This window comes from Kitasatospora arboriphila, from assembly GCF_039528095.1.
GTDB lineage: Bacteria > Actinomycetota > Actinomycetes > Streptomycetales > Streptomycetaceae > Kitasatospora > Kitasatospora arboriphila.
On sequence record NZ_BAAALD010000028.1, the window covers coordinates 1 to 22,003 of the forward strand.

The 22,003-nt window shown below is 73.5% G+C and carries 19 protein-coding genes and 2 pseudogenes; 13 read left to right on the forward strand and 8 right to left on the reverse strand.

Going from position 1 to position 22,003, the window contains the following annotated elements; translation table 11 throughout:
- The first annotated feature begins 270 nt into the window (after positions 1 to 270).
- Complete coding sequence (locus ABD353_RS16385; RefSeq protein ID WP_344624408.1) at positions 271 to 423, forward strand: thiamine biosynthesis protein ThiC; 153 nt, start codon at positions 271 to 273, stop codon at positions 421 to 423.
- 183 nt (positions 424 to 606) lie between these two features.
- Positions 607 to 1,473, forward strand: coding sequence for a GyrI-like domain-containing protein (locus tag ABD353_RS16390; RefSeq protein WP_344624335.1), 867 nt, complete (start codon positions 607 to 609; stop codon positions 1,471 to 1,473).
- 31 nt (positions 1,474 to 1,504) lie between these two features.
- Here ABD353_RS16390 and ABD353_RS16395 read toward each other — a convergent pair whose 3' ends face one another.
- A complete protein-coding gene (locus ABD353_RS16395; RefSeq protein ID WP_344624336.1) occupies positions 1,505 to 2,089 on the reverse strand; it encodes a TetR/AcrR family transcriptional regulator in 585 nt (194 codons plus the stop codon).
- A gap of 93 nt (positions 2,090 to 2,182) precedes the next feature.
- On the opposite strand from ABD353_RS16395, the gene ABD353_RS16400 reads away from it, so the two are divergent.
- Complete coding sequence (locus ABD353_RS16400) at positions 2,183 to 2,596, forward strand: DUF4267 domain-containing protein (RefSeq protein ID WP_344624337.1); 414 nt, start codon at positions 2,183 to 2,185, stop codon at positions 2,594 to 2,596.
- A 90-nt stretch (positions 2,597 to 2,686) separates the two neighbouring features.
- Here ABD353_RS16400 and ABD353_RS16405 read toward each other — a convergent pair whose 3' ends face one another.
- The 3 genes from ABD353_RS16405 to ABD353_RS16415 all read right to left on the reverse strand — a co-directional run bounded on the left by ABD353_RS16405 (position 2,687) and on the right by ABD353_RS16415 (position 4,614).
- Complete coding sequence (locus ABD353_RS16405; RefSeq protein ID WP_344624403.1) at positions 2,687 to 3,091, reverse strand: hypothetical protein; 405 nt, start codon at positions 3,089 to 3,091, stop codon at positions 2,687 to 2,689.
- Between the two features lie 80 nt (positions 3,092 to 3,171).
- Entirely contained in the window at positions 3,172 to 3,555 is a 384-nt protein-coding gene (locus tag ABD353_RS16410) for a roadblock/LC7 domain-containing protein (protein ID WP_344624338.1), read from the reverse strand.
- A 117-nt stretch (positions 3,556 to 3,672) separates the two neighbouring features.
- Entirely contained in the window at positions 3,673 to 4,614 is a 942-nt protein-coding gene (locus ABD353_RS16415) for a MarR family transcriptional regulator (protein WP_344624339.1), read from the reverse strand.
- A gap of 315 nt (positions 4,615 to 4,929) precedes the next feature.
- Here ABD353_RS16415 and ABD353_RS16420 point away from each other — a divergent pair, with 315 nt between their 5' ends.
- Positions 4,930 to 6,357, forward strand: a complete 1,428-nt coding sequence (locus ABD353_RS16420) for a vWA domain-containing protein (protein WP_344624340.1) — start codon at positions 4,930 to 4,932, stop codon at positions 6,355 to 6,357.
- 84 nt (positions 6,358 to 6,441) lie between these two features.
- Here ABD353_RS16420 and ABD353_RS40450 read toward each other — a convergent pair.
- The 4 genes and pseudogenes from ABD353_RS40450 to ABD353_RS16435 form a co-directional block, all read right to left on the reverse strand.
- Positions 6,442 to 7,305: pseudogene (locus ABD353_RS40450) on the reverse strand (glycerophosphodiester phosphodiesterase); the annotation flags it as partial.
- 186 nt (positions 7,306 to 7,491) lie between these two features.
- Positions 7,492 to 8,349, reverse strand: a complete 858-nt coding sequence (locus ABD353_RS16425) for a hypothetical protein (protein WP_344624341.1) — start codon at positions 8,347 to 8,349, stop codon at positions 7,492 to 7,494.
- Positions 8,350 to 8,579: 230 nt separating this feature from the next.
- Positions 8,580 to 9,824, reverse strand: a complete 1,245-nt coding sequence (locus tag ABD353_RS16430; RefSeq protein WP_344624342.1) for a metallophosphoesterase — start codon at positions 9,822 to 9,824, stop codon at positions 8,580 to 8,582.
- Positions 9,825 to 10,002: 178 nt separating this feature from the next.
- On the reverse strand, positions 10,003 to 11,169 hold the full coding sequence (locus ABD353_RS16435) for a LacI family DNA-binding transcriptional regulator (RefSeq protein ID WP_344624343.1): 1,167 nt from the start codon (positions 11,167 to 11,169) through the stop codon (positions 10,003 to 10,005).
- A 340-nt stretch (positions 11,170 to 11,509) separates the two neighbouring features.
- Between ABD353_RS16435 and hisC the strand changes: the two genes are divergently transcribed.
- From hisC to ABD353_RS16480, 9 genes and pseudogenes are all read left to right on the forward strand, one after another.
- Complete coding sequence (hisC, locus tag ABD353_RS16440) at positions 11,510 to 12,589, forward strand: histidinol-phosphate transaminase (RefSeq protein WP_344624344.1); 1,080 nt, start codon at positions 11,510 to 11,512, stop codon at positions 12,587 to 12,589.
- A gap of 277 nt (positions 12,590 to 12,866) precedes the next feature.
- Positions 12,867 to 14,246 carry an efflux RND transporter periplasmic adaptor subunit gene (locus ABD353_RS16445; protein WP_344624345.1) on the forward strand — a complete coding sequence of 460 codons (1,380 nt, stop codon included), beginning with the start codon at positions 12,867 to 12,869 and terminating at the stop codon, positions 14,244 to 14,246.
- Positions 14,246 to 15,022 (forward strand): ABC transporter ATP-binding protein, encoded by a 777-nt coding sequence (locus ABD353_RS16450; RefSeq protein ID WP_344624346.1) that lies wholly within the window; start codon positions 14,246 to 14,248, stop codon positions 15,020 to 15,022. Before ABD353_RS16445 ends, ABD353_RS16450 begins: the two co-directional genes overlap by 1 nt.
- A complete protein-coding gene (locus ABD353_RS16455; protein ID WP_344624347.1) occupies positions 15,019 to 16,221 on the forward strand; it encodes an ABC transporter permease in 1,203 nt (400 codons plus the stop codon). Before ABD353_RS16450 ends, ABD353_RS16455 begins: the two co-directional genes overlap by 4 nt.
- Before the next feature lie 16 nt (positions 16,222 to 16,237).
- A complete protein-coding gene (locus tag ABD353_RS16460; RefSeq protein ID WP_344624348.1) occupies positions 16,238 to 16,906 on the forward strand; it encodes a DUF5666 domain-containing protein in 669 nt (222 codons plus the stop codon).
- A 108-nt stretch (positions 16,907 to 17,014) separates the two neighbouring features.
- Positions 17,015 to 17,695, forward strand: coding sequence for a VC0807 family protein (locus ABD353_RS16465; RefSeq protein WP_344624349.1), 681 nt, complete (start codon positions 17,015 to 17,017; stop codon positions 17,693 to 17,695).
- 119 nt (positions 17,696 to 17,814) lie between these two features.
- Positions 17,815 to 18,551, forward strand: a pseudogene (locus tag ABD353_RS16470) (response regulator transcription factor).
- 498 nt (positions 18,552 to 19,049) lie between these two features.
- Positions 19,050 to 20,195 (forward strand): sensor histidine kinase, encoded by a 1,146-nt coding sequence (locus ABD353_RS16475; protein ID WP_425555174.1) that lies wholly within the window; start codon positions 19,050 to 19,052, stop codon positions 20,193 to 20,195.
- Positions 20,196 to 20,458: 263 nt separating this feature from the next.
- On the forward strand, positions 20,459 to 22,000 hold the full coding sequence (locus ABD353_RS16480) for a cytochrome ubiquinol oxidase subunit I (protein WP_344624351.1): 1,542 nt from the start codon (positions 20,459 to 20,461) through the stop codon (positions 21,998 to 22,000).
- Positions 22,001 to 22,003 lie beyond the last annotated feature (3 nt).

Sequence of the window (22,003 nt, forward strand, 5' to 3'; positions counted from 1 at the left end):
CCCCTACGACCGACTGCCGTACCGGCCCGGCGTCCTCACCCTGAAGCGCTGACCCCCGGTCCGCGGTGATCACGATCGGGTGCGGTCTGCCGGCACGTAGGAACGGGCCCGACTCGACCTGTTGACCGGTACTTCCGCACAGAGGAACCCCAGCCGTGCGTCGGCTGGGGTTCTTCTTTCGTGGCCTTTCCTCAGCGGGTTCTGCGGACGCCGGCCGTCGGCACGTCGGGCACCGGGGAACGTGCTGGGTTCGTGCTGAATCCCTGCTCGATGAAGATCAGTCAGGAGATCCGCGACGAGCACGGCTACGGCTCCACCGCGGTCGCCTCCGGCTACGACGCCGAGGCGCTGGCCGGCATGGCCGAGAAGTCCGCGGAGTTCGCCGCCCAGGGCAACCGGGTCTACCTGCCGCTGGCGGACTGAGACCGGTACCGACCGCGCTGCTCCGGGAGGTGGAGGGGGCTTCCCGGGGCAGCGCTCCGCCGTGCCCGCCCGACCCGGCCATCCGCGCCCGTCCCGTCCCACCCGACCGGAACGGGCACGGAAAGTCGGGTCGGGCGGGCTCCGGCCTTCCTACGGTGGTGGTCGCAAGGGAAGGAGACCGGAGTGCTGGACCGGCTGAACCAGGTCATGGCCCACATCGAGGACCACCTCGACCAGCGGATCGAGGCGGCCGAGCTGGCCCGCATCGCGTGGACGTCCGAGTTCCACCTGCGGCGGATGTTCTCCGCGCTCGCCGGGATCCCGCTGTCGGAGTACGTCCGGCGCCGGCGGCTCACCGTCGCGGGGGCCGAGGTGCTCGCGGGCGAACGGACCCTGCTGGAGATCGCCGTGCGCCACGGCTACGGATCGGCCGAGGCGTTCGCGCGGGCGTTCCGGGCGATGCACGGCGTCGGCCCGGGCGAGGCCCGGCGGACGGGCGCGGCCCTGAACTCCCAGCCCCGGATGTCCTTCCGGCTCGTCGTCGAAGGGAGCACCACCATGAAGTACCGGATCGTCGAGAAGCCCGAGTTCAAGGTCGTCGGCCGCAAGGCCCGCGTCCCCCTGATCCACGAGGGCGTCAACCCGCACATCGCCGAGATGGTCCGGGGCATCCCGCCGGAGACCGTGCAGCGCATCGCCGACCTGTCCGACCAGGAGCCCGAGGGCATCGTCTCCGCGGTCGTGCACCTCTCCGACAGCCGGGAGGAGGGCGTCCTGCTGGACTACCACCACGCGGTGGTGACCGGCGCCGACGCCCCCGAGGACCTCGACGTCCTCACCGTCCCGGCCGGCACCTGGGCCGTCTTCGAGAACACCGGCCCCTACCCCCGGTCCCTGCAGTACCTCTGGCGGGACGTCTTCACCGAGTGGTTCCCGTCCAATCCGTACGCCACCCGGCCGGGCCCGGAGATCCTCCGCACCCGGCCGACGGCCGACCGGTCCGAGGCGACCAGTCAGCTCTGGATCCCGGTGGAGCGGACGGTGTTCTGACCCGCCGTCGGGCGCGGCGGCGCGCCCGTGCTCAGGCGCCCGCCGTGACGAGGCCGACCAGCAGGTCGAGCCGGGCGCGGTGGGCCGCGGGGCGGAGGCGGCTGCCCTCGGTGAGGGTGGCCAGGCCGTGCAGGGCGCTCCAGAGGAGTTCGGTGCAGGCCTCCGGGTCGGCGCCGCGGGCGGTGGCCAGGGGTTCCACCGTGTCGTGGAGCTCGCCGAAGACGGCCTTCAGCGGGGCCGGCGTCGCCGCGGTGCCGAGCGCGGGGCCCGTCCCGCGCGTGAACATGGCGGCGTAGACCGCGGGCCCGGCCCGGGCGAACTCCAGGTAGGCGTCGGCGAGGGCCCGCAGCCCCGCGCGGGCGTTCCGGTGGCCTGCCCGGGCACGGTGCAGGGCGGTGGCCAGGTCTTCGAAGCCCTCGTCGGCCACGGCCGCGACGATCGCGTCCTTGCCGGTGAAGTGGCTGTAGAGCACCGGCTGGCTGTACTCGACCCGCTCGGCGAGGCGGCGGGTGGTGACGGCACCCCAGCCCTCCGCCTCGGCGAGTTCGCGGGCCGCCGTGACGATGAGCCGGTGCCGTTCCGCTCGTCCGCGCTCCCGGCGCCGTGGTGCTGCCACGCCTCGATCCTAGCATCGCTAGACATCTGAGCTTCGCTAGGTCTAGCATCGATCCAAGAGCTAGCACCGCTAGGACATTTCGTAGGGGGAACCATGACCAGGCGTCACATCACCACCGCACTGGCCGCGCTGACCGGCGCCACCGTCCTGTTCTTCGGGCTGAACTTCCTGCTGAACCCCGGTGGCGCGGCCCCCGGCTTCGGCATCGACCCCTGGCCGCAGGGCAACGCGGGCGGCTACTACGTGGTGAAGGGGTTCCGTGACCTCGCCCTCGGCGGCACCGTGTTCCTGCTGCTCGGGCTGGGGCAGCGCCGGGTGCTCGGCTGGGTCATCCTCATCGACGCGATCGTGCCGCTGGGTGACGCCCTTGCCGTGGTCACCCACGGCGGCTCGGTCGCGACGGCACTGGGCGTCCACGTCTCGGCCGCCCTGATCGTCCTGCTGTCCGCCGTCCTGCTGCTGACCGAGACGGCCGCCGCCCCGGCCGCGGTGACCGTTGCCGAATGACCGCGGCCGCATGACCGCTGCGCCGGGTCCGGGCCCCGAGGCGGGGGATTCCCGGACCCGGCGCACGTGTCGGCCAGGCCCGTACCCGGATCAGAGCCGGCCGTGGTCCTTGAGCACCCGGCGGGACTGCGCGAAGAGCATGCCGACGTTCACGGTGTTGCGGCAGACCACCACGGCGACGATGTCGTCGGCGCTGTCCACCCGGAGGAAGAGGTGCGCCAGGTTGTCGCTGTTGACCAGGATCTCCTGGAAGTAGTGGCGGTCGCTCACCACACCGCGCCGCTCCTTGAAGATGCCTTCGATCATCACCACGTTGCGGCCCTGGAAGAGGTCGAGGGTGGCGGCGGCCAGCATGTCGAGGACCTCCGGCGGGTGCGAGTCGACCGTCTCGACGGACAGCAGCATGCCGGTGGACATGTCGATGATCCCCGAGGCCAGGCACTCGGGTACCTCCGTGCGGAGGCCCTTGACCAGGGCGTTCACCCGGTCGGACATGCTCTGGAATCCCTGCGGTGTGCTCACGGTGCTCCTTCTCGTGGTCGGGTGGTGCGGTGGCGGCCGGACGGGACGCCGCGTCAGGACCGCGGCGCGGTCAGCAGACGGTCCATCCGGTCGGCGGCGGCCTGCGACTCGGTGTGCAGCCGGGCGATGTCCATCCCGGAGTCGCCGAGGACGGTCATCAGGCCCATCCGGCCGATCGGCTGGACCACCACGTAGCCGTGGCTGAACTGCGCCACCGTCCGGTGCAGCAGCCCCTTGCCGGTGGACTGCCCCGCCCGGCGGGCCAGGCCGAGCGCCGCGGCGGCGAGCGCGGCCAGGCTCTCGCTGTCGATGCCCTCCTCGGTGTCCGCGGCGACCAGCAGGCCGTCGACCGCGGCCACCGCGAGGTCGGTGACGCCTGCGACCCGGTCGCGCAGCGCGCGCATTTCGGCGAGCAATTCGCCGTTCTCGCTGCTCACATCTCTCCTGTTCTGGGAATTCACCGGCCGGCGCCGGACGGATTTCTCGGGCATGCCGAACCCGCCCGCCGACGGGCGGGAATCGCGGACGAATGTCCGGCGGTCGCGGCGGGCCGGTCAGGAATCGCGGGCGCGCCGGTGGCGCCCGGCGGCCGACCGCCACGCGAGGACGTCGTTGATGCCGCTGGCACCCCGCCGGCGGACGGGCAGCCGCCCCGCCGGCTGGTGCACCGGCACGGGGTCCGGCGGGCGGCGGGCCGCGGTCACCCCGGGCCGCCCGTCCGGCGCGGGCAGCGGGCCGGACGCCGGCGGGGCGGGCGGAACGACCTCCACCAGGCCCTCGGCCAGCAGCCGGGAGACCTCCACGGTGACCGCGTACAGGCCGCGGCCGAGCCGGAAGGCGATGTCCCGCGCGCTGCGCCGCCCGTCCGCGCAGCGCAGGATCTCCCGGCGCTCGCCGGTGAGGCGGCCGGCCGGTCCGCCGCCCGCCTCCCGGTGCGTCCCGGTGGCCGGGCCGATCCGGTCGCGCAGCGGGCAGAGCGGAGGGCGGAGTGCGGCGAGCGCGCGGAGCCTGCGGTCCGTCTCGTGCAGCAGCCACTCCGGGTCCACGCCCTGTGGGGCGGGCAGGTGGTGCCGGGTCGGGCCACAGGCCAGGGTGCAGCCGTCGACCCGTCCGGCGGCCACCGCGAAGGCGCCGTCCAGGGCGGCCATCGTGCACATCAGCTGGAGTTCGGCCGCGCCGAGCAGGTCCCGGGCGACGAGTTCGGCGCCGGTCCGGTCGGCGGCGGCGCCCGCGCGGCAGGCGGCCTCCCAGTCGTCGGTGCTCACCCGGCCGGAGCGCAGCAGCAGGGTGGCGACGTCCGGGGCGCCGGGGGAGTCGACCGCGGTGACGACCCCGGAGGCGAGGTGGAACACCCCGCCGGGGTCGCCCAGCACGGTCAGGGTGCCCGAGGGGCGCCCGTCCGGGGTGCCGGCGAGCGCGGTGGCCAGCCGCCCGGCGGCGTCCGTCCGCACCACGGCGGGCAGTGCGGCGCCGCCCGCGGGGCGGGGTGCGGTCACGCCCGTGCTCCGCGGTCCGTGCGGCGATCGGAAACGGTCATAAAAGGCCGCGCACCGGCAGCGCGGAGAAATATTCGACCGGTCCCGGCGAATTCATGCACGACTCCCCCTCGGCGCAGACCGAATACCGGCGAATTCCCCGCCGATGGCAACGTGCGACATCCAACCGCCCGCCCCGATCCGTAGTCAAGCCATTCCGGTGCGTGATGGACAACGGCAAATTCCCCGTGATATCCGGCGCGCGACCCGCGGAACGTCCACGGCAGGGCGGCGGTGGGGCTGCCGTTGCCCCGGCCCGGTTGGCAGACTGGCGGGATGACGTCGAGTTCGCTGGGCAAGGGCGCCAACGTGGTGGTCGGGGTGCCGGAGGTACGGGCCGCGTTCTCCTGGGCGCAGGCGCCGGACGGGCCGGTGGCCCGGGTCTGGGCGGTCCTGCTGGGCGCCGACGGCCGGGCCCTCGGGGACGGTGCCGCGGTCGGCGGGGCCAATCCGGCCGACCCCTCGGGCCGGGTCCGGCAGGGCGGTGCCCGCACGGTGGACGCCGACCTCGCCGCCCTCGCGCCGGAGGTCGAGCGGATCCTGCTCTGCGTCACCGTCGACGACGGGTACCTCGGGCAACTGGCCGACCTGGAGCTGCTGCTGACGGACGGCCGGACGGGCGCGCCGCTGGCGCACTTCCCGATCGCCGCGGGCCGGGAGACGGCGGTCGTCGGCGGCGAGCTCTACCGCCGGTCGGGCCAGTGGAAGTTCCGCGCGGTGGGCCAGGGCTGGGCCACCGGCTGGGCCGGCCTCACCGCCGACCACGGAGCCGTCGAGTCGCCGACGGCCGTGGCACCTCCCGCAGCCGCACAGCCGCCCGTGCCGCCGATGCCCGCGCCGGTACCGCCGGCCCCCGTACTGCCCGCGCCGGTACCGCCGGCCCCGGCACCTCCCGTGCCGCCGTACCGGCCCGCGCAGCAGGAGCGGCCCCCGGCGGCACCGCAGGCGGAGCAGGCGCTGCCGGTGGACATCCGCAAGCGGCTCTCGCTGCGCAAGCAGCAGGTGGCGGTGAGCCTGGAGAAGCACGGCGCGGCCGGCGTCCGGGCCCGGGTGGTGCTGGTGCTGGACGCCTCAGGGTCGATGTCCGGCCTGTACCGCCGCGGCACGGTCGCCGGGGTGGTCGAGCGGATGGCCGCGGTCGCCGCGCAGCTGGCCGAGGACGGCCGGATGCACGCGTGGACCTTCGCCACCCACCCGGCCCGCCTGCCGGACCTGCACCTCGCCGAGCTGCCGGAGTGGATCCCGGCGCACGTCCGGGTCGGCGAGCTGACCCTGTTCGGGCGCCCGAAGAAGCCGCGGCGCGGTCTGCCGCCGGGCCAGGTCGACATGCGGTTCGTCGGAATCCAGAACGAGGAGCAGAAGGTCATCGCCGAGGTCCGTGCGCACGTCCGGGCGCATCCGGTGGCGGACCCGACGCTGGTGCTGTTCTTCTCCGACGGCGGCGTCTACCGGAACGCGGCCATCGAGCAGGAGCTGCGGGCGGCCGTGGAGGAGCCGGTCTTCTGGCAGTTCGTCGGCCTGGGGCAGGCCGACTACGGGGTGCTGGAACGCTTCGACACGCTGCCCGGCCGCCGGGTGGACAACGTCGGCTTCTTCGCCGTGGACGACATCGACCTGATCTCGGACCCGGAGCTCTACGACCGGCTGCTCACCGAGTTCCCGTCCTGGCTCGTCGCCGCCCGGCAGGCCGGCATCCTGCGCTGACACCGTCCGGCGGTTCCCGGCCGCACCCCGGAGCAGCGGCGGGCAGTGGGTGTCGGTCCACGCGCGGGCGGCCGCAGGCACGTCGGTGATCAGGGCGTCGGCGTGCCGGTCGGCCGCCGTCCGCCAGTCGGCCTCCCGGTCGGGCGTCCACACGTAGACCTGCCGGCCCGCGGCGTGCTCGCGGGCGATCCGTTCCGGGGTGGCGAGGGCCTCTTCGAGGGCGATGCCGGAAAGCCGCAGCCCGCCCGGGTCCTCGGCGTCGGCCGCGCCCTGGACGAGGACGACCGGCAGGCCGGGGGCCGCCGCGTGGGCCGCCTGCAGCATCGCGGGGTGGAAGGAGTACAGCACCACGTCGGCGCCGCTGGCCGCGGCGGCGCGGGCGGCCCGGGCCGCGTTCCCCGGGCTGTCCTGCTCCTTGATCTCCATGAGCAGTCGCGTCCGGGTGCCGGACAGCTCGCGGAGCAGCCGGTCGAGGGTCGGGACGGGCTGCGCGGGGCCGGGGCCGGCGGTGACGTGCAGGGCGGCGATCTGGCCGGCCGTCAGGTCGGCCACCCGGCCGTGGCCGTCGGTGACCCGGTCGACGGTGTCGTCGTGCATCAGCACCGGCACGCCGTCGCGGGTGGTCCGCACGTCGGTCTCCAGCCAGTCCGCCCCGCCCGCGAGGGCGGCCCGGAAGGCGGCCATGGTGTTCTCCGGGGCGGCCTCCGGGGCACCGCGGTGGCCGGCCACGGCGAGCGAGGGGCAGCGTGGTACGGGACCGGCGGGCACCGGTTCGGGGAGCACTCCGAGGCCCGTGGACGCCGCCCCGGCGGGGTCGTCCGCGGCCGTGTGGCGGGCCGTCCGCAGGCTGCCGCGGTGCACGCCGTCGCCGGGCAGGAGGAGCGCGGTGATCACCAGCGCGGCGGCGGCCACCGTCGCGGTCCGTGCCGTCCGCCGGGAGGTCCTCATGCCGGGGATGATGGGCCCGCGCGCCCGTCCGGGGGCCGGTGCCACGGGTGGTGTGCGCCGCTCGGCCCAGCCCGGCCGCCCGTCCGGGTGACGGCGGGGACGGCGGGGTGACGGAGCTGCGGGTGCGGGGGGCACGGCGGGTGCGGCGGGTGCGTCCCGGGTCGGGACCCCGCCTCCGCCGCCGGCTCAGTCGGAGACCTCGTCGGGCCCGGTGAAGCCGGGCGGGGTGTAGCCGGGGCTGGTGAACTCGGCCGTCCGCGGCTCGCGTCCCTCCTGGTCGGTGAGCCCCTCGACGCCGGGGCTGGTGAATCCGGCGCTGCTGTACCCGGGCCGGCTGTAGCCGGGGCTGAGGAGGTCGGGCGGCACCGGCCGGCCGGCGGGCTGCGGGGACAGCGCCGGGGTGGAGCCGAGGTTGTCGTGCAGGTAGGGGAGCAGCGCGCGCTCGCGCAGGGCGGTGTGCCAGGCCCGGCGGGCCTCGGCGACGTCCGCGGCGAGGTTCGGGTCCTGCCCGGCCGGGTTCGCGGAGCCGTCCCGCAGCGCGGTGAGCAGCAGGCCGACGATGCCGACGGCCATGGCGGCGGTGCCGACCGCGATGGCGGCCCAGCCGGCGGTGACCACGCTGCGGCCGAGCGGCAGGGCCGGCCGGGCGGCCCGCAGCGCGTACCCGATGGCGAGCAGCAGGGCGGCGGCGGACCAGGACAGGATCGGGGCGAGCACGGTGAGCACCGGGAACAGCCCGGCGCCCTCCTCGGAGCGCAGCCGGCCGGAGAGCTCGCCGCCGAGTCCGCCGCCCCCGTGGGCGGGTGCGGGTGCGGGTGTGCGTCCGAGGTCCGCGCGCAGCCCGAGGTAGTGGCGGTACTCGGGTGCGGCGGCCGAGGCCACCGTCTCCGCGTTGAGCATCGCCTTGGTGCGCAGCTGCTCGGTGTTGAGATGGGGTTCGGTGTCGCGCAGTGCTTCGAGGATGGTTGCGTCGCGCAGTGCTTCGTCGAGGATGCGCTCGTAGTCCGGGCGGTCCTCGGCGAGCAGGTGCGGGGCGTCGGTCATGGGGACCCCGTTCCGCTGATTCACGGAGGTGGACTGGTGCGACGCGGCGGCCCGGTGGCGGGCGGGCGGCTGCGTGGTGCCTCGATGGTAGGGGTGACCACCGAGGCTCAGACAGTCGCTTTCCGGATTTTCAGCGCCCGGGGCGGACGTTCCGGGCCGCTCGTCGACGCTCAGTCAGCTTCCGCCGACGCGGTGTCAGGAAAGTGCGGCGGAGTTCAGTCGCCGCCCGTTCAGTTCACCGGCAGCCGGGCGATCAGCAGGCGGCCCTCCATGGTGACCCCGCCGTCCATGGCGACGGCCAGCTCGTCCGCGTAGATGTACGGGCCGGGGACGTGCGGCGGCGCGCCGTCGTCGGCGTGCACCGCTCCGGTGAGGTACGGGATCGGGCTGTGGCCGTGCACCACGCGGTAGCCGCCGTAGGCGCCGAGCAGCTCGTGGACGGCGTCCGGGCCGTTCTCGCCGCGGAAGGCGAACCGCTTGGTGAAGCGGCGGAAGCAGTCCCACCACTCGTCGGCGCCCTCGTCCGCGAGCAGGTCGTGGACGGCGTCGTTGACCTCGGCGATCGACTCGCCGTACTCCAGGTAGGCGGTGGTGTCGGAGTGCAGCAGCAGGTGGCCGTCCTCCAGCGCCATCGCGGGCAGCCGGGAGAGCCAGCTGATGTGGTGCGACTCCAGCCGGTCGAGGTCGTGCTGCTGGCCGCCGTTGAGGCGCCAGGCGGCGAGGAAGGAGGCGGTGCCCGCGGTGGACTGGACGGGCTCGTCGCCGTACTTGGCGGCGCCGAGGAAGAGCAGTTCGTGATTGCCCATCAGGGCCCGGCAGTAGCCGCCGGCCGCGGCGGCCTCCGCGGCGAGCTGCATGACGAGCTCGATCACGCCGATGCCGTCGGGGCCGCGGTCGGTGAAGTCGCCGAGGAACCACACCCGGGAGCGGCCGGCCGCCCAGTGGCCGTCCGCGTCGATCAGCGAGGCCTGGCGGAGGGCGGCGAGCAGTTCGTCGAGGTAGCCGTGCACGTCGCCGATCACGTACAGCGGGCCGGGCGCCTCGCCGGGTTCGGGCTGCGGGTACGGGAAGTTCACCGGCTGCTCGGTCAGCGGGGGACCGAGCTCGATGGTCGGCGGGTCGTCGCCGGTCGCGGCGGCCATCGGCGGCTGCTCGTGGACGGCCGGCTCGTGCGGCGCCTGCTCGTGGCCGGCCGGCTCGTGGACGGCCTGCTCGTGGCCCGTCCGGTGCAGGGTGCCGAGCTGCACGGTGGCGTCGTGGCCGCCCGGGTGCACACCGTGGTGGGCCGGGGCGTGCCAGTGCTGCTCGAGGTAGTGCGCGCCGCCGTAGCCGCTGTAGGTCTCGTCGTAGCCGTAGCCGGCCGGCGGCTCGGCGGGTTCGTAGTAGGAGCCGTACGGGAGCACGTCGAGGTCCTGGTGGTGGCGGGGGCCTGAGTGGGGCGTTTCAGGCCCGGGGAAGCGGTCCTCGGGTGTCATTCGACCATCATAGGAAGACCACTCTCCCGGCGTCCTCACCTGGTGGGCATCCAATCCTTCGGAGCGTCACCGGGCCGGGCCGGACGGCCCGGTCCGACCCGGTCTGGGATGGTCTGGACCTCGCGCAGGGGCGGGCCGGCCCGGGCCCGGCCCGGCGCGGCGAGGACCGTGCCGGAGCTCAGCCCCCGCCCGGTGAACGGGGCGGACTGACCGTCCTGCGGGGGCTGCGCCGCTGCGAGGAGGCCCGGACGATCAGCTCCGTCGGCATCAGGGTGCCCGGCGGCGGGCCCGTCCCCGCGGTGCGGAAGCGCGGCGGGAAGAGCCGCGCCCCCTCGGCGCGTTGCCCGCCGGACGAGCCGGCGTCGACTCCCTCGATGGCGTCGATCAGCAGGTTGACCACGGTGGTGCCGATCTTGCGCGGCTTGAGCGAGAGGGTGGTGATCGGCGGCTCGGTGCCCGCGTACACGTCGCTCTCGCTGCAGCAGACCAGCAGCAGGTCGTCCGGGACGCGGAGGCCGTACCGGCGGGCGGCCGCCAGCAGGTCGGTGCCGTTCGGGTCGAAGAGGCCGTAGACCGCGTCCGGCCGGTCCGGCCGGGCGAGCAGCCGGTCGGCCGCCACGGCGCCGGCCGCCGGGTCGTGCGCCGGGTAGGCCTCGTAGACCGGCTCCTGGCCGACCCGCCGGCACCAGCCGAGGTACGCCTCGGTGGAGAGCCGGGTGTAGGTGTCGGTGCTGGTGCCGGTGAGCAGGCCGATCCGGCGGGCGCCGGCCTCCGACAGGTGGTCCAGGATGTCCAGCACGGCGGCCTCGTGGTCGTTGTCGACCCAGGCGGTGACCGGGCAGTTGCCCGGCTTGCCGTCGCTGACGACGGGCACGCCGGACCGGTAGAGCTCGGTCACCAGCGGGTCCTGGTCGGGCGGGTCGATGACCACCGTGCCGTCCAGGGCGATGTTGCTCCAGACGTCGTGCCGGGACGAGGCGGGGAGCACGACCAGGGCGAAGCCGCGGCCGAGCGCCGCGCTGGTGGCGGCCCGCGCCATCTCCGCGAAGTAGGCGAACTCGGTGAAGGTGAACGGCTCCTCGCCGTAGGTGGTCACGGTGAGGCCGATCAGGCCCGAGCGGCCGGTGCGCAGGGTGCGGGCGGCCGCGGAGGGGCGGTAGCCCAGGCGCTCGGCGACCTCGCGCACCCTGCTTCTGGTCTCCTCGGGCAGGCGGCCCTTCCCGTTGAGGGCGTCGGAGACCGTGGTGATCGACACTCCGGCCGCCGCCGCGACGTCCCGGATGCCGGCCCGCTCCAGGCGCCGCGAGGTGGACCGCCGTCCGCTCTGGTTGGCTGCTGCTGTCATGGCGGACCGATCGTATGGCGCATGACAGCAGGCTGTGACCGGCCCCGGCCATTGGTCTGAAGATACGTTTCTCCAAGAGTCGGAACGGATCACACCCTTCGATACCCGCTCCGATCCGGGCCTGTTACCTCTGACATGTGCCGTGGGAACGCGGCAGAATGGCTGATCTGCACCCGTAACCCGATCGGGCATCTCACCCGCATGGGTGAGCCCGGCCGGTATCGTGCGGGGCACCCGACCGGGGTGGCGCGGGTGTGTGGCGAGGGGCGGCGCGGGACCGGCGAACCCGGTGTGCGCGGCCCGGCACGCGCGCCCAAGACAGCACAGAAGGAGAACGACCGTGAGCGGTACCGCAGCGCAGGGGCCCCGGCTGAGGCCGACCCTGGACGGCATCCCCACCTACAAGCCGGGCAAGCCGGCCGGTGCCGACGCGTACAAGCTGTCCTCGAACGAGAACCCCTACCCGCCGCTGCCCGGCGTGCTGGAGGCGGCCACCGCCGCCGCGGGCTCGTTCAACCGCTACCCGGACATGGCCGTCACCGGCCTCACCGAGGAGCTCGCCGCCCGCTTCGGCGTCCCGGTCGAGCACATCGCCACCGGCACCGGCTCGGTCGGCGTCGCCCAGTCCCTGGTGCTCGCCACCGCCGGCCCCGGCGAAGAGGTGATCTTCGCCTGGCGTTCCTTCGAGGCGTACCCGATCATCACCCAGGTGGCCGGCGCCACCCCCGTGCCCGTGCCGCTGACCGCGGACGAGGAGCACGACCTCGACGCCATGCTCGCCGCGATCACCGACCGCACCCGGCTGATCTTCGTCTGCAACCCCAACAACCCGACCGGCGCCGTGATCCACCGCGCCGAGCTGGAGCGCTTCCTCGACGCCGTGCCCGGCCACATCCTGGTCGTGGTCGACGAGGCCTACATCGAGTTCATCCGCGACGCCGAGGTGCCCAACGGCATCGACGTCTACCGCGACCGGCCGAACGTCTGCGTGCTCCGCACCTTCTCCAAGGCCTACGGCCTGGCCGGCCTGCGGGTCGGCTTCGCGGTCGCCCACGAGCCGGTGGCCACCGCGCTGCGCAAGACCGCGGTGCCGTTCGGCGTCAGCCAGCTCGCCCAGGACGCCGCGGTCGCCTCGCTGCGCGCCGAGGAGGCGCTGCTGGAGCGGGTCGAGTCGCTGGTCGCCGAGCGCAGCCGGGTGCTGGCCGGGCTGCGCGCCCAGGGCTGGACGGTCGTCGACTCGCAGGCCAACTTCGTCTGGCTGCGGCTCGGCGAGCGCACCGTCGACTTCGCCGCCGCCTGCGCGGCCGCCGGCGTGGTCGTCCGCCCGTTCCCCGGCGAGGGCGTCCGGGTGTCGATCGGCGAGACGGCCGGCAACGACATCTTCCTGGCGACCGCGGAGGCCTTCCGCAAGGAGCTCTGAGTCCGGGTCTCCCCGAGGCTCCCCGACGGGCCCGCTGCCGGCGACGGCGGCGGGCCCGCCGCATGCCCCCGTCCGGGCCCTCCGGCACCCCGGCAAGTTCAGAAGCTCGGACGTAAAGACTGGGAACTTCCTGGGAGGCGGATCAACGCTTCATCCCCAAGGAGTAGAGAGAGCCACCCTGGCGCCGTGATGTGCGTGGATTGTCCGGATTGACGGTTCCAGGTGGCTCCCAGGAAGGCGCCAGCAACCGGAAAGAGCACGGGGCGAAGCTGTCGCCATGAAGGTGCTCCCGCGACGGCGCCGTGCCGTCCTCGTCAACTCCGCGCTCGGTGTGGCCCTGCTCGGCGGGGCCGCGCTGGCGTACACCACCGTGGACTCCGGAACCAGCTCCGCCGCGAGCGGCACGCGGGTGCGGACCGCCACGGTCGCCAAGGGCACGGTCCTGGCCACCGTGTCCGGTTCCGGCACGCTCTCCTCGCCCTCCGACACCGGGCAGGACTTCGTCACCGGCGGCAAGCTCACCTCGGTCAAGGTCGCCGTCGGCGACACCGTGACCAAGGGCCAGGTGCTGGCCACCGTCGACACCACCGCCGCCCAGCAGGACGTCGACGCCGCCGAGTCCGCCCTGTCCACGGCCAAGGCCAACCTCACCAAGGCCAAGGCCGGCGAGACCGTCACCACCACGACCGGCGGCTCCGGCGGTTCGACCGCAGGCACCACCGGCGGCCGCGGCGGCACCAGCGCCCAGCAGACGCCGACCACCACGACCACCACCAAGGTCGACGCCGCCCAGGTCGCCCAGGCCCAGCAGCAGGTGGACTCCGCCGAGACGGCCCTCACCAACGCCGAGACGGCCCTCGCCGGCACCACCCTCAAGGCCACCGCGGACGGCACGGTCGCCTCGGTCGCCGGCAAGGTCGGCGACACCGTGAGCGGCACCGGTGGCTCCTCCGGCAGCGGCGCCTCGGGCACCGGCAGCAAGAGCAGCGGCACGGGCACGGGCACGGGCAGCAGCACGTCCTCCTCCACCACCCCCACCGGCTTCGTGGTGCTGACCAACCCGAGCGGCATGCAGGTGACCGCCAACTTCTCCGAGCTCGACTCGCTCAAGCTCAAGAAGGGCGAGTCCGCCACCGTCACCCTCAACGCGCAGTCCGACACCAAGCTGAACGCCACCGTGCTGTCCGTCAGCTCGCTGCCCAGCTCCTCCGGCGGCAACGGCAGCAGCGCCGTCCAGTACGGTGCGGTGCTGCAGATCACCAGCGACACCGGCAAGCTGCGCACCGGTCTGAGCGCGACCATCTCGGTCACCGTCGGCGAGGCCGACAACGCGCTCTCGGTGCCCACCGCCGCACTGGCCGGCACCGGCGGCTCCCGCACCGCCACCCTCGTCCACGAGGACGGCTCCACCGAGCGGGTGTCGGTCACCGTCGGCATCGAGGGCGACACCACCGTCCAGGTGGTCGAGGGACTCGCCGAGGGCGACAAGGTCGAACTGACCTCCACCACCGCCGCCACCGGCAACGGCTTCCCGAACGGTGCCTTCCCGGGCGCGGGCGGGGCGGCCGGCGGCCTCGGCGCCGCGGGCGGAGCCGGCGGCTTCGGCGGCGGTGCCCGCACCACCGGCGGCACCCGCACCGGCGGCGGCACCCGCTGATGGCCGCCACCAAGCCCCCGGTGATCCGGATCAGCCGGGTGACCAAGTCGTACGGCCAGGGCGACTCCGCCGTGCACGCGCTGCGCGGCCCGTCGGCACCGGGCACCGGCGAGCCGCTGGGCGTCAGCCTCGACATCGAGGAGGGCGACTACGTCGCGGTGATGGGCAGCTCCGGCTCCGGCAAGTCCACCCTGATGAACATCCTCGGCTGCCTGGACGTGCCCACCTCCGGCCGCTACCTGCTCGACGGCACCGACGTCGGCCACCTCGACGAGAGCCGGCTGTCGCTGGTCCGCAACCGCAAGATCGGCTTCATCTTCCAGTCGTTCAACCTGGTGCCCCGCACCACCGCCCTGGCGCAGGTCGAGCTGCCGCTCGCCTACGCCGGGGTGCGGGCCGCCGAACGGCGCCGCCGGGCCCTGGCCGCGCTGGAGCTGGTCGGCCTCGCCGACCGCGCCGGGCACAAGCCCAACGAGCTCTCCGGCGGCCAGCAGCAGCGCGTCGCGGTCGCCCGCGCCCTGGTCACCGCGCCCGCCATGCTGCTGGCCGACGAGCCGACCGGCAACCTCGACTCGCGTTCCACCGCCGAGGTGCTGGCGATCATCGACCGGCTGAACGCCTCCGGCCGCACCGTCGTGGTGATCACCCACGAGGACGAGGTCGCGCTGCACGCCAAGCGGGTGCTCAGGCTGGTCGACGGCGCGATCGTGGACGACGTCCGCCGCGCGCCGGTGGACGGGCCGCCGCCCGCCCTCGCCGCGGAGGTGCCCGCATGATCTTCTGGCAGATGATCCGCTTCGCGGTCGGCGGCCTGGTCGCCAACAAGGTCCGCTCGGCCCTCACCATGCTCGGCGTGCTCATCGGCGTCGCCTCGGTGATCCTGCTGCTCGCGGTCGGCAACGGCTCCTCGGAGGCGGTGAAGGCGTCCATCACCTCGCTGGGCACCAACGCGCTGACCGTCTCCTCCAACGCCGGCCGCGGGTCCGCCACGGCCGCCAAGGCGCTCACCGTGGCCGATGCCAAGGCGCTCGCCACCGACGCCGACAGCACGTCCATCAAGTCGGTGGCACCGGTCGTCACCACCACCGGCACCGCGCTATACGGGAACATCTCGTACCAGCCGGGCTCGATCATCGGCACCTACCCGGCGTACTTCGAGACGGCCAACCAGAAGGTCAAGGACGGCGACTACTTCTCCAACGACGACGTCCTCAACTCCCGCAAGGTGGCCGTGATCGGCGCCACCACCGCCAAGCAGCTCTTCGACACCGAGGAGCCGGTCGGCAAGCGGATCACCATCGGCGGCACCCCGTTCACCGTGGTCGGCGTGCTCACCCCGAAGGGCTCCACCGGCTTCAACGACCCGGACGACGTGGTGATCGCCCCGCTGCCCACCGTGCAGAACGCCTTCACCGGCTTCGGCTCGGTCAACCAGATCATGGTGCAGGCCGCCTCCGCCGAGGCCACCACCGAGGCGCAGAGCGACATCACCCGGATCCTGATGGGCACCCACGCCATCACCGACGTGACCAAGGTCGACTTCCGGATCAGCAGCCAGACCTCGCTGCTCACCGCCCGGGAGTCCACCACCAAGACCTTCACCGTGCTGCTCGGCGCGGTGGCGGCGATCTCGCTGCTGGTCGGCGGCATCGGCATCACCAACATCATGCTGGTGACCGTCACCGAGCGGACGAGGGAGATCGGCATCCGCAAGGCGCTCGGCGCCCCGCGCGGGGTCATCCTCGGCCAGTTCCTCACCGAGTCCACCCTGCTCTCGGTGACCGGCGCCGGCCTCGGCGTCGCCGCCGGCCTGATCGGCTCGCACTTCACGATCGTCGGCATCGAGCCGGTGGTCATCCCGGAGTCCGTCCTCGGCGCCTTCGGCATCGCCGTCGCCATCGGACTGTTCTTCGGCAGCTACCCCGCCAGCCGGGCCGCCTCGCTGCGCCCGATCGAAGCCCTCCGCCACGAGTGACCCAGGAGCATCCGACATGACCAGCGAGAACGAGCCCGGCCGCGCCCTCGGCCCGGTCGAGGCGACCGAGCTGCTGAACACCGCGCCCGACGCCCGCGACATCGCCGCGGAACTCGCCGCCCCGCCCCGCCCCCGCCTGCCCTGGCCCACCCTGGTGCTGGCCGGCGCGGTGATAGCCACCGCCGCCTTCGCCGGTGGCGCCTGGTACGCCAAGGGCGACGGCAACGGCGCCGGCCGACAGGCGGCGGCCGGCCGCCAGGGCGCCGGGGCGGGCGGCTTCGGCGGCTACGGCGGCGGTGCGGGCGGCTACGGCGGCCGGGCCGGGAACGGCGGCGGGAACGCGGCCGGCGGCAACGCGCCGGGCGGCCAGGGCGCCGGCTTCACCCGCGGCACCGTCGCCTCGGTGGACGGCACGACCGTCTACCTGACCGACGCCTCCGGCAACACCGTCAAGGTCACCACCGCCGACAGCACCAAGGTCACCCTCAACAAGGAGGGCAAGATCGGCGACCTGCAGCCCGGACAGACCGTCACCGTGCTGGGCCAGAAGGGCTCGGACGGTTCCTACACCGCCACCCAGCTCACCGAGGGGGCGGCGGGCGGCTTCGGCGGACGCGGCGGCGGCACCGGCAACGGCGGTACGGGTACCGGGGCTTCGCAGGCCGGCGGCACCGGCAGCCGCTGACCCTCCGCCGTCCCCGGCCGGCTCCTTGACCATTTCTTTCATGGCGGACCTGACACGGCCTCACTAGGCTGTCCGGGCTCGACATGTACAGAGAAATCGGGGGAAACCGTGTCGGAGAACAAGCCTGCCCGCGGTGGCGGCGGCGCGACCGCGCTGGGCTGGGTGCTGACCATCGGCCTGAACGTGGTGGCGCCGCTGCTCACCTACAACAACCTGGTCGACCACGGCCACAGCGAGGTCACCGCCCTGCTGCTCTCCGGTCTGTGGCCGGTGGTCGACGTGATCGTCTACCTCGCCTGGCACCGGCGGGTCGACGAGTTCGCCGCGATCACCCTGGTGTTCCTGGCGATCACCGTGCTGGTCACCGTGGCCGGCCCGAACAGTGCCCGGCTCCTGCTGGTCAAGGACTCGCTGGTGACCGGGCTGTTCGGGGTGGTCTGCCTGGCCTCGCTGGCCGCGCCCCGGCCGCTGATGTTCTACTTCGGCCGCAAGTTCGGCACCGACGGCAGCGCCGAGGGCCTGGCCCGGTGGAACGGCCTGTGGCAGTTCGAGGGCTTCCGTCGGGTACAGCGCAACCTGACCCTCGGCTGGGGGCTCGGCTACGTCGCCGAGGCGCTCCTGCGGGTCGGACTCACCTACGTGCTGTCCACCGGCGCGATGGTCGCGGTGAACTCGGTGCTCTCCTACGGCGTCACCGGCCTCCTGGTGCTGTGGACGGTGCTCTACGCCAAGCGCGCCCGGGCCCGCGGCGCGGCGGCCGCGGCGGCTTCGGCGGTGACCGCCGGGTAGCCGGGCGGAGCGCTTACGATGGCGGGGGCGGCATCATCCAACTTTCATCAACCCCGCATAGCCTTCCCGGGCTATCGTCCGATGAGAAGATTTCGTGAGGACCGGGAGGCGTAGCGCACGTGTCAGGGACAGTACAGACCGCAGGCGGGGCGGCCGCTCCCGGTGAGGCGTTCCTACTGGTCGTCGACGACGAACCGAACATCCGCGAACTGCTCTCCGCCAGCCTGCGGTTCTCCGGCTTCCGGGTGGCCTCGGCCCCGCCGTCGCCGCCGAACGGCCCGACCTCGTCGTCCTCGACGTGATGCTCCCCGACCTCGACGGCTTCACCGTCGTCGAGCGGCTGCGCGACCAGACCCGGTGGCCCGCCGCGGGCGAGCACGTGCCGGTGCTGCTGCTCACCGCCCGGGACGCCACCGGCGACAAGGTCCAGGGCCTGGCCCTCGGCGCGGACGACTACGTCACCAAGCCGTTCAGCCTGGAGGAGCTGATAGCCCGGATCCGGGCGATCCTCCGCCGGGCCGGCGGCCCCGCCGAGGACGGCCGGCTGATCGTGGCCGACCTCACCCTCGACCCGGTCGCGCACGAGGTGACCCGGGCGGGCCGCCCGGTCTCGCTCTCCCCCACCGAGTTCAAGCTGCTGCACTACCTGATGGCCAACGTCGGCCGGGTGGTGTCCAAGGCGCAGATCCTCGACCACGTGTGGGCCTACGACTTCGGCGGCGACCTCTCCATCGTCGAGTCCTACATCTCCTACCTGCGGCGCAAGCTCGACTCCGGCGCGTCCGTGCACGGGCCCAAGCTGATCCACACCGTCCGCGGCATCGGCTACGCGCTGCGCCGCCCGCCGCAGGCCTGACCGTTGCTCGCCCGACTCTCCCTGCGCGTCCGGCTGCTCGTGCTGGCCCTGCTGCTCGTCACCACCGGCCTGGTGGTCAGCGACACCCTGGTCATCGCCACCGTCGAGTCGCAGCTGGTCGAGCGCACCGACCAGCAGCTGCAGCGCTTCGGCGAACCGCTCTCCCGCCGGGTGCCCGGCCGGATGCCGTCCGGTGGCCAGGCGGGTGGCCAGGGCGCGGGTCAGGGCGGTCAGAACGGTCAGGGCGGCACCGGTCAGGGCGGTCAGAACGGCACCGGTCAGGGCGGCGGTCAGCGGGCCGGCGGTGCGGGTGCCGGCCAGGCCGACGGCAGCGGGGCGGGCGGCGGGGGCGGTGCAGGCCGGCGGATCAACCAGTTCCTGCCCAGCCAGTACGTCGTCCAGTACCTGGGCCGGGACGGCGCGGTGGAGATGGTGCTGCGCCAGCCGGTCACCGACTCCGACGGCGCCCCGTACCTCGGCGGGCTCACCGGCGGCACCCTGGAGGCCCGCAAGCGCACCGCCTTCGACGTTCCGGCCGAGCACGACGCGGGGGAGTGGCGCGTCCTGGTGCTGCCGGTCGACCCGGGCGCCTCGGTCGGCATGCCGGGCAGCAGCTCCGGCGCCGCCGCGACCGGGCAGGGCACCCAACTGCCCGCCTACGTGCTGGTGGCGGTCTCCCTGGACGACGTCCGCAGCACCGTCAACCGGCTGCGCACCGCCTTCCTGGCGATCGGCGGCGTGGTGCTGCTGCTGATCGCCGTGCTCGGCCTGTTCGCCGTCCGGGCCGGGCTGGGCCCGCTGCGCCGGATCGAGGAGGGCGCCGCCCGGATCGCCTCCGGCGAGCTGTCGCACCGGATGCCCGAGCTCGCGCCCGGCACCGAGGTCGGCCGGCTGTCCGCCGCCCTGAACGGCATGCTGGCGCAGATCGAGGCGGCGTTCGCGGCCCGGGCCGAGTCCGAGGCGCGGATGCGCCGCTTCGTCGCCGACGCCTCGCACGAGCTGCGCACCCCGCTGGCGGGCATCCGCGGCTTCGCCGAACTGCACCGGATGGGTGCGCTGCCGGACACCGACCGGGCGATGGACCGGATCGAGGCGGAGGCCGTCCGGATGGGCGGCCTGGTCGAGGACCTGCTGATGCTGGCCCGGCTCGACGAGGAGCGGCCGCTCGACCTCGCGCCGATGGACCTGCGCACCCTCGCCGCGGACGCCCTGCACGACCTGACGGCCCTGGACCCGGGCCGGCCCGTCTCGCTCACCGGCCCGGCGGGTGCGGGGGCGCCGCAGGCCGCACCGGTCATGGGCGACGAGGCGCGGCTGCGCCAGGTGGTCACCAACCTGGTCGGCAACGCGGTGAAGCACACCCCGCCGGGCACCGCGGTGCGGATCGGCGTCGGGTCGGTGGACGGCCGCTGCCTGCTGGAGGTCGCGGACCGGGGACCGGGCATGACGGACGACCAGGCCTCACTGGTCTTCGAGCGGTTCTACCGGGTGGACGCCTCGCGCAGCCGCCGGGAGGGCGGGGGAGCGGGCCTCGGCCTGGCCATCGCCTCGGCCCTGGTGAGTGCGCACGGCGGCACCCTGAGCCTGGACACCGCGCCGGGCGACGGCGCCGCGTTCCGGGTGCTGCTGCCCCGCCAGCTCTGAGCGCGCCGGACGCCGGAGCCTCCTGTCAAGTGCCAGGTCGTCGAACCGACCCGCCTGGCCGCCGGTTGTGACCGCGTCGCGTTCCGTCGGATCATCCGATGGACGCACAACCACACCCCCGCCTCATCTGCCGATGTAGGAGTGGTGCATACTGCGCTTGTGAACGTGTTCACTTTCACAAGCGGACAAGCTTGGGATGCTTCGGCGTGGATGCGTGCTAGACACCCGTTTGTCCGGATGATGGCGGATTTGAGGAGAGCGCTGTGGACCTGGCAGTCGCGCACGAGACGGTCGCCAGATGGCAGTTCGGCATCACCACCGTCTACCACTTCCTGTTCGTCCCGCTGACGATCAGCCTGGCCGCGACCGTGGCCGGCCTGGAGACCGCCTGGGTCCGGACCGGCAAGGAGAAGTACTTCCACGCCACCAAGTTCTGGGGCAAGCTCTTCCTGATCAACATCGCGATGGGCGTGGTCACCGGCATCGTGCAGGAGTTCCAGTTCGGCATGAACTGGTCCGACTACTCGCGCTTCGTCGGCGACGTGTTCGGCGCCCCGCTCGCGATGGAGGCGCTGATCGCCTTCTTCTTCGAGTCCACCTTCATCGGCCTGTGGATCTTCGGCTGGGACCGCCTGCCGAAGAAGATCCACTGCGCCTGCATCTGGATGGTCGCGCTCGGGACGGTGCTGTCCGCGTACTTCATCCTGGCCGCCAACTCCTGGATGCAGCACCCGGTCGGCTACAGGGTCGACCCGGCCACCCACAAGGCGCAGCTCACCGACATCGCCCGGGTGCTCTTCCAGAACACCACCCTCGTCCAGGCCTTCCACACCCTCACCGCCGCCTTCCTCACCGGCGCCGCCTTCGTGGTCGGCATCGCCTCGTACCACCTGTGGCGGGCCAAGCGCGGCAAGGAGACCGACGGCCGGAAGACCGCCGCGATGCGAACCTCGCTCCGGGTGGGCCTGGCCATGGCCGTGGTGGCCGGCCTCGGCACCGCCGTCAGCGGCGACACCCTGGCCAAGGTCATGTTCGAGCAGCAGCCGATGAAGATGGCCGCCGCCGAGGCCCTCTGGGACACCCAGTCGCCCGCCCCGTTCTCGATCTTCGCGGTCGGCGACGTCTCGCGCGGCCACAACTCGGTCGAGCTGGAGATCCCCGGAATACTGTCCTTCCTCGCCCACAGCGACTTCTCCAGCTCCGTCCCCGGCATCAACGACACCGCCGCCGCGGAGGCCGCGAAGTACGGCGGGCAGCCCCAGGACTACATCCCGAACATCTTCGTCACCTACTGGGGCTTCCGCCTGATGATCGGCTTCGGCATGACGTCCTTCGTCGCCGCGCTGATCGGCCTGTGGACCACCCGCCGCAGGTTCTGGCTCGCCGAGGAGTACCGCACCGGCGAGGAGGAACCGCCCCGCCTGATGCTCACCAAGAACGCTGAGATGAACACCTACTTCACCAGGTGGAGCTGGCGGATCGGCATCTTCACCATGGGCTTCCCGCTGATCGCCAACAGCTTCGGCTGGATCTTCACCGAGATGGGCCGCCAGCCCTGGGTCGTCTTCGGCCTGATGAAGACCGCCAACGCCTCCTCCCCCAGCGTCGGCGTCGGCCTGCAGACCGGCTCGCTGATCACCCTCACAGCGCTCTACGCGATCCTCGCCGTCGTCGAGGTCCGACTCCTCGTCAAGTACGCCAAGCCCGGCCCCGACACCTCGGAGCGGCCGCCCGCGAAGGACCCGGTGCTGCGCGGCCCGTCCGACGGCGACGACGCCGACAAGCCCCTCGCCTTCGCCTACTGAGGA

Bases quoted from the DNA above. Each gene is read 5' to 3' on its own strand.
- ABD353_RS16430 (WP_344624342.1), bottom strand. From the start codon at position 9,824: ATGACACCCGAGGACCGCTTCCCCGGGCCTGAAACGCCCCACTCAGGC.
- ABD353_RS16435 (WP_344624343.1), bottom strand. From the start codon at position 11,169: ATGACAGCAGCAGCCAACCAGAGCGGACGGCGGTCCACCTCGCGGCGC.
- ABD353_RS16455 (WP_344624347.1), top strand. From the start codon at position 15,019: ATGATCTTCTGGCAGATGATCCGCTTCGCGGTCGGCGGCCTGGTCGCC.
- ABD353_RS16460 (WP_344624348.1), top strand. From the start codon at position 16,238: ATGACCAGCGAGAACGAGCCCGGCCGCGCCCTCGGCCCGGTCGAGGCG.
- ABD353_RS16420 (WP_344624340.1), top strand. From the start codon at position 4,930: ATGACGTCGAGTTCGCTGGGCAAGGGCGCCAACGTGGTGGTCGGGGTG.
- ABD353_RS16405 (WP_344624403.1), bottom strand. From the start codon at position 3,091: ATGTCCGACCGGGTGAACGCCCTGGTCAAGGGCCTCCGCACGGAGGTA.
- ABD353_RS16385 (WP_344624408.1), top strand. From the start codon at position 271: ATGAAGATCAGTCAGGAGATCCGCGACGAGCACGGCTACGGCTCCACC.
- ABD353_RS16450 (WP_344624346.1), top strand. From the start codon at position 14,246: ATGGCCGCCACCAAGCCCCCGGTGATCCGGATCAGCCGGGTGACCAAG.
- ABD353_RS16400 (WP_344624337.1), top strand. From the start codon at position 2,183: ATGACCAGGCGTCACATCACCACCGCACTGGCCGCGCTGACCGGCGCC.
- ABD353_RS16445 (WP_344624345.1), top strand. From the start codon at position 12,867: ATGAAGGTGCTCCCGCGACGGCGCCGTGCCGTCCTCGTCAACTCCGCG.
- ABD353_RS16425 (WP_344624341.1), bottom strand. From the start codon at position 8,349: ATGACCGACGCCCCGCACCTGCTCGCCGAGGACCGCCCGGACTACGAG.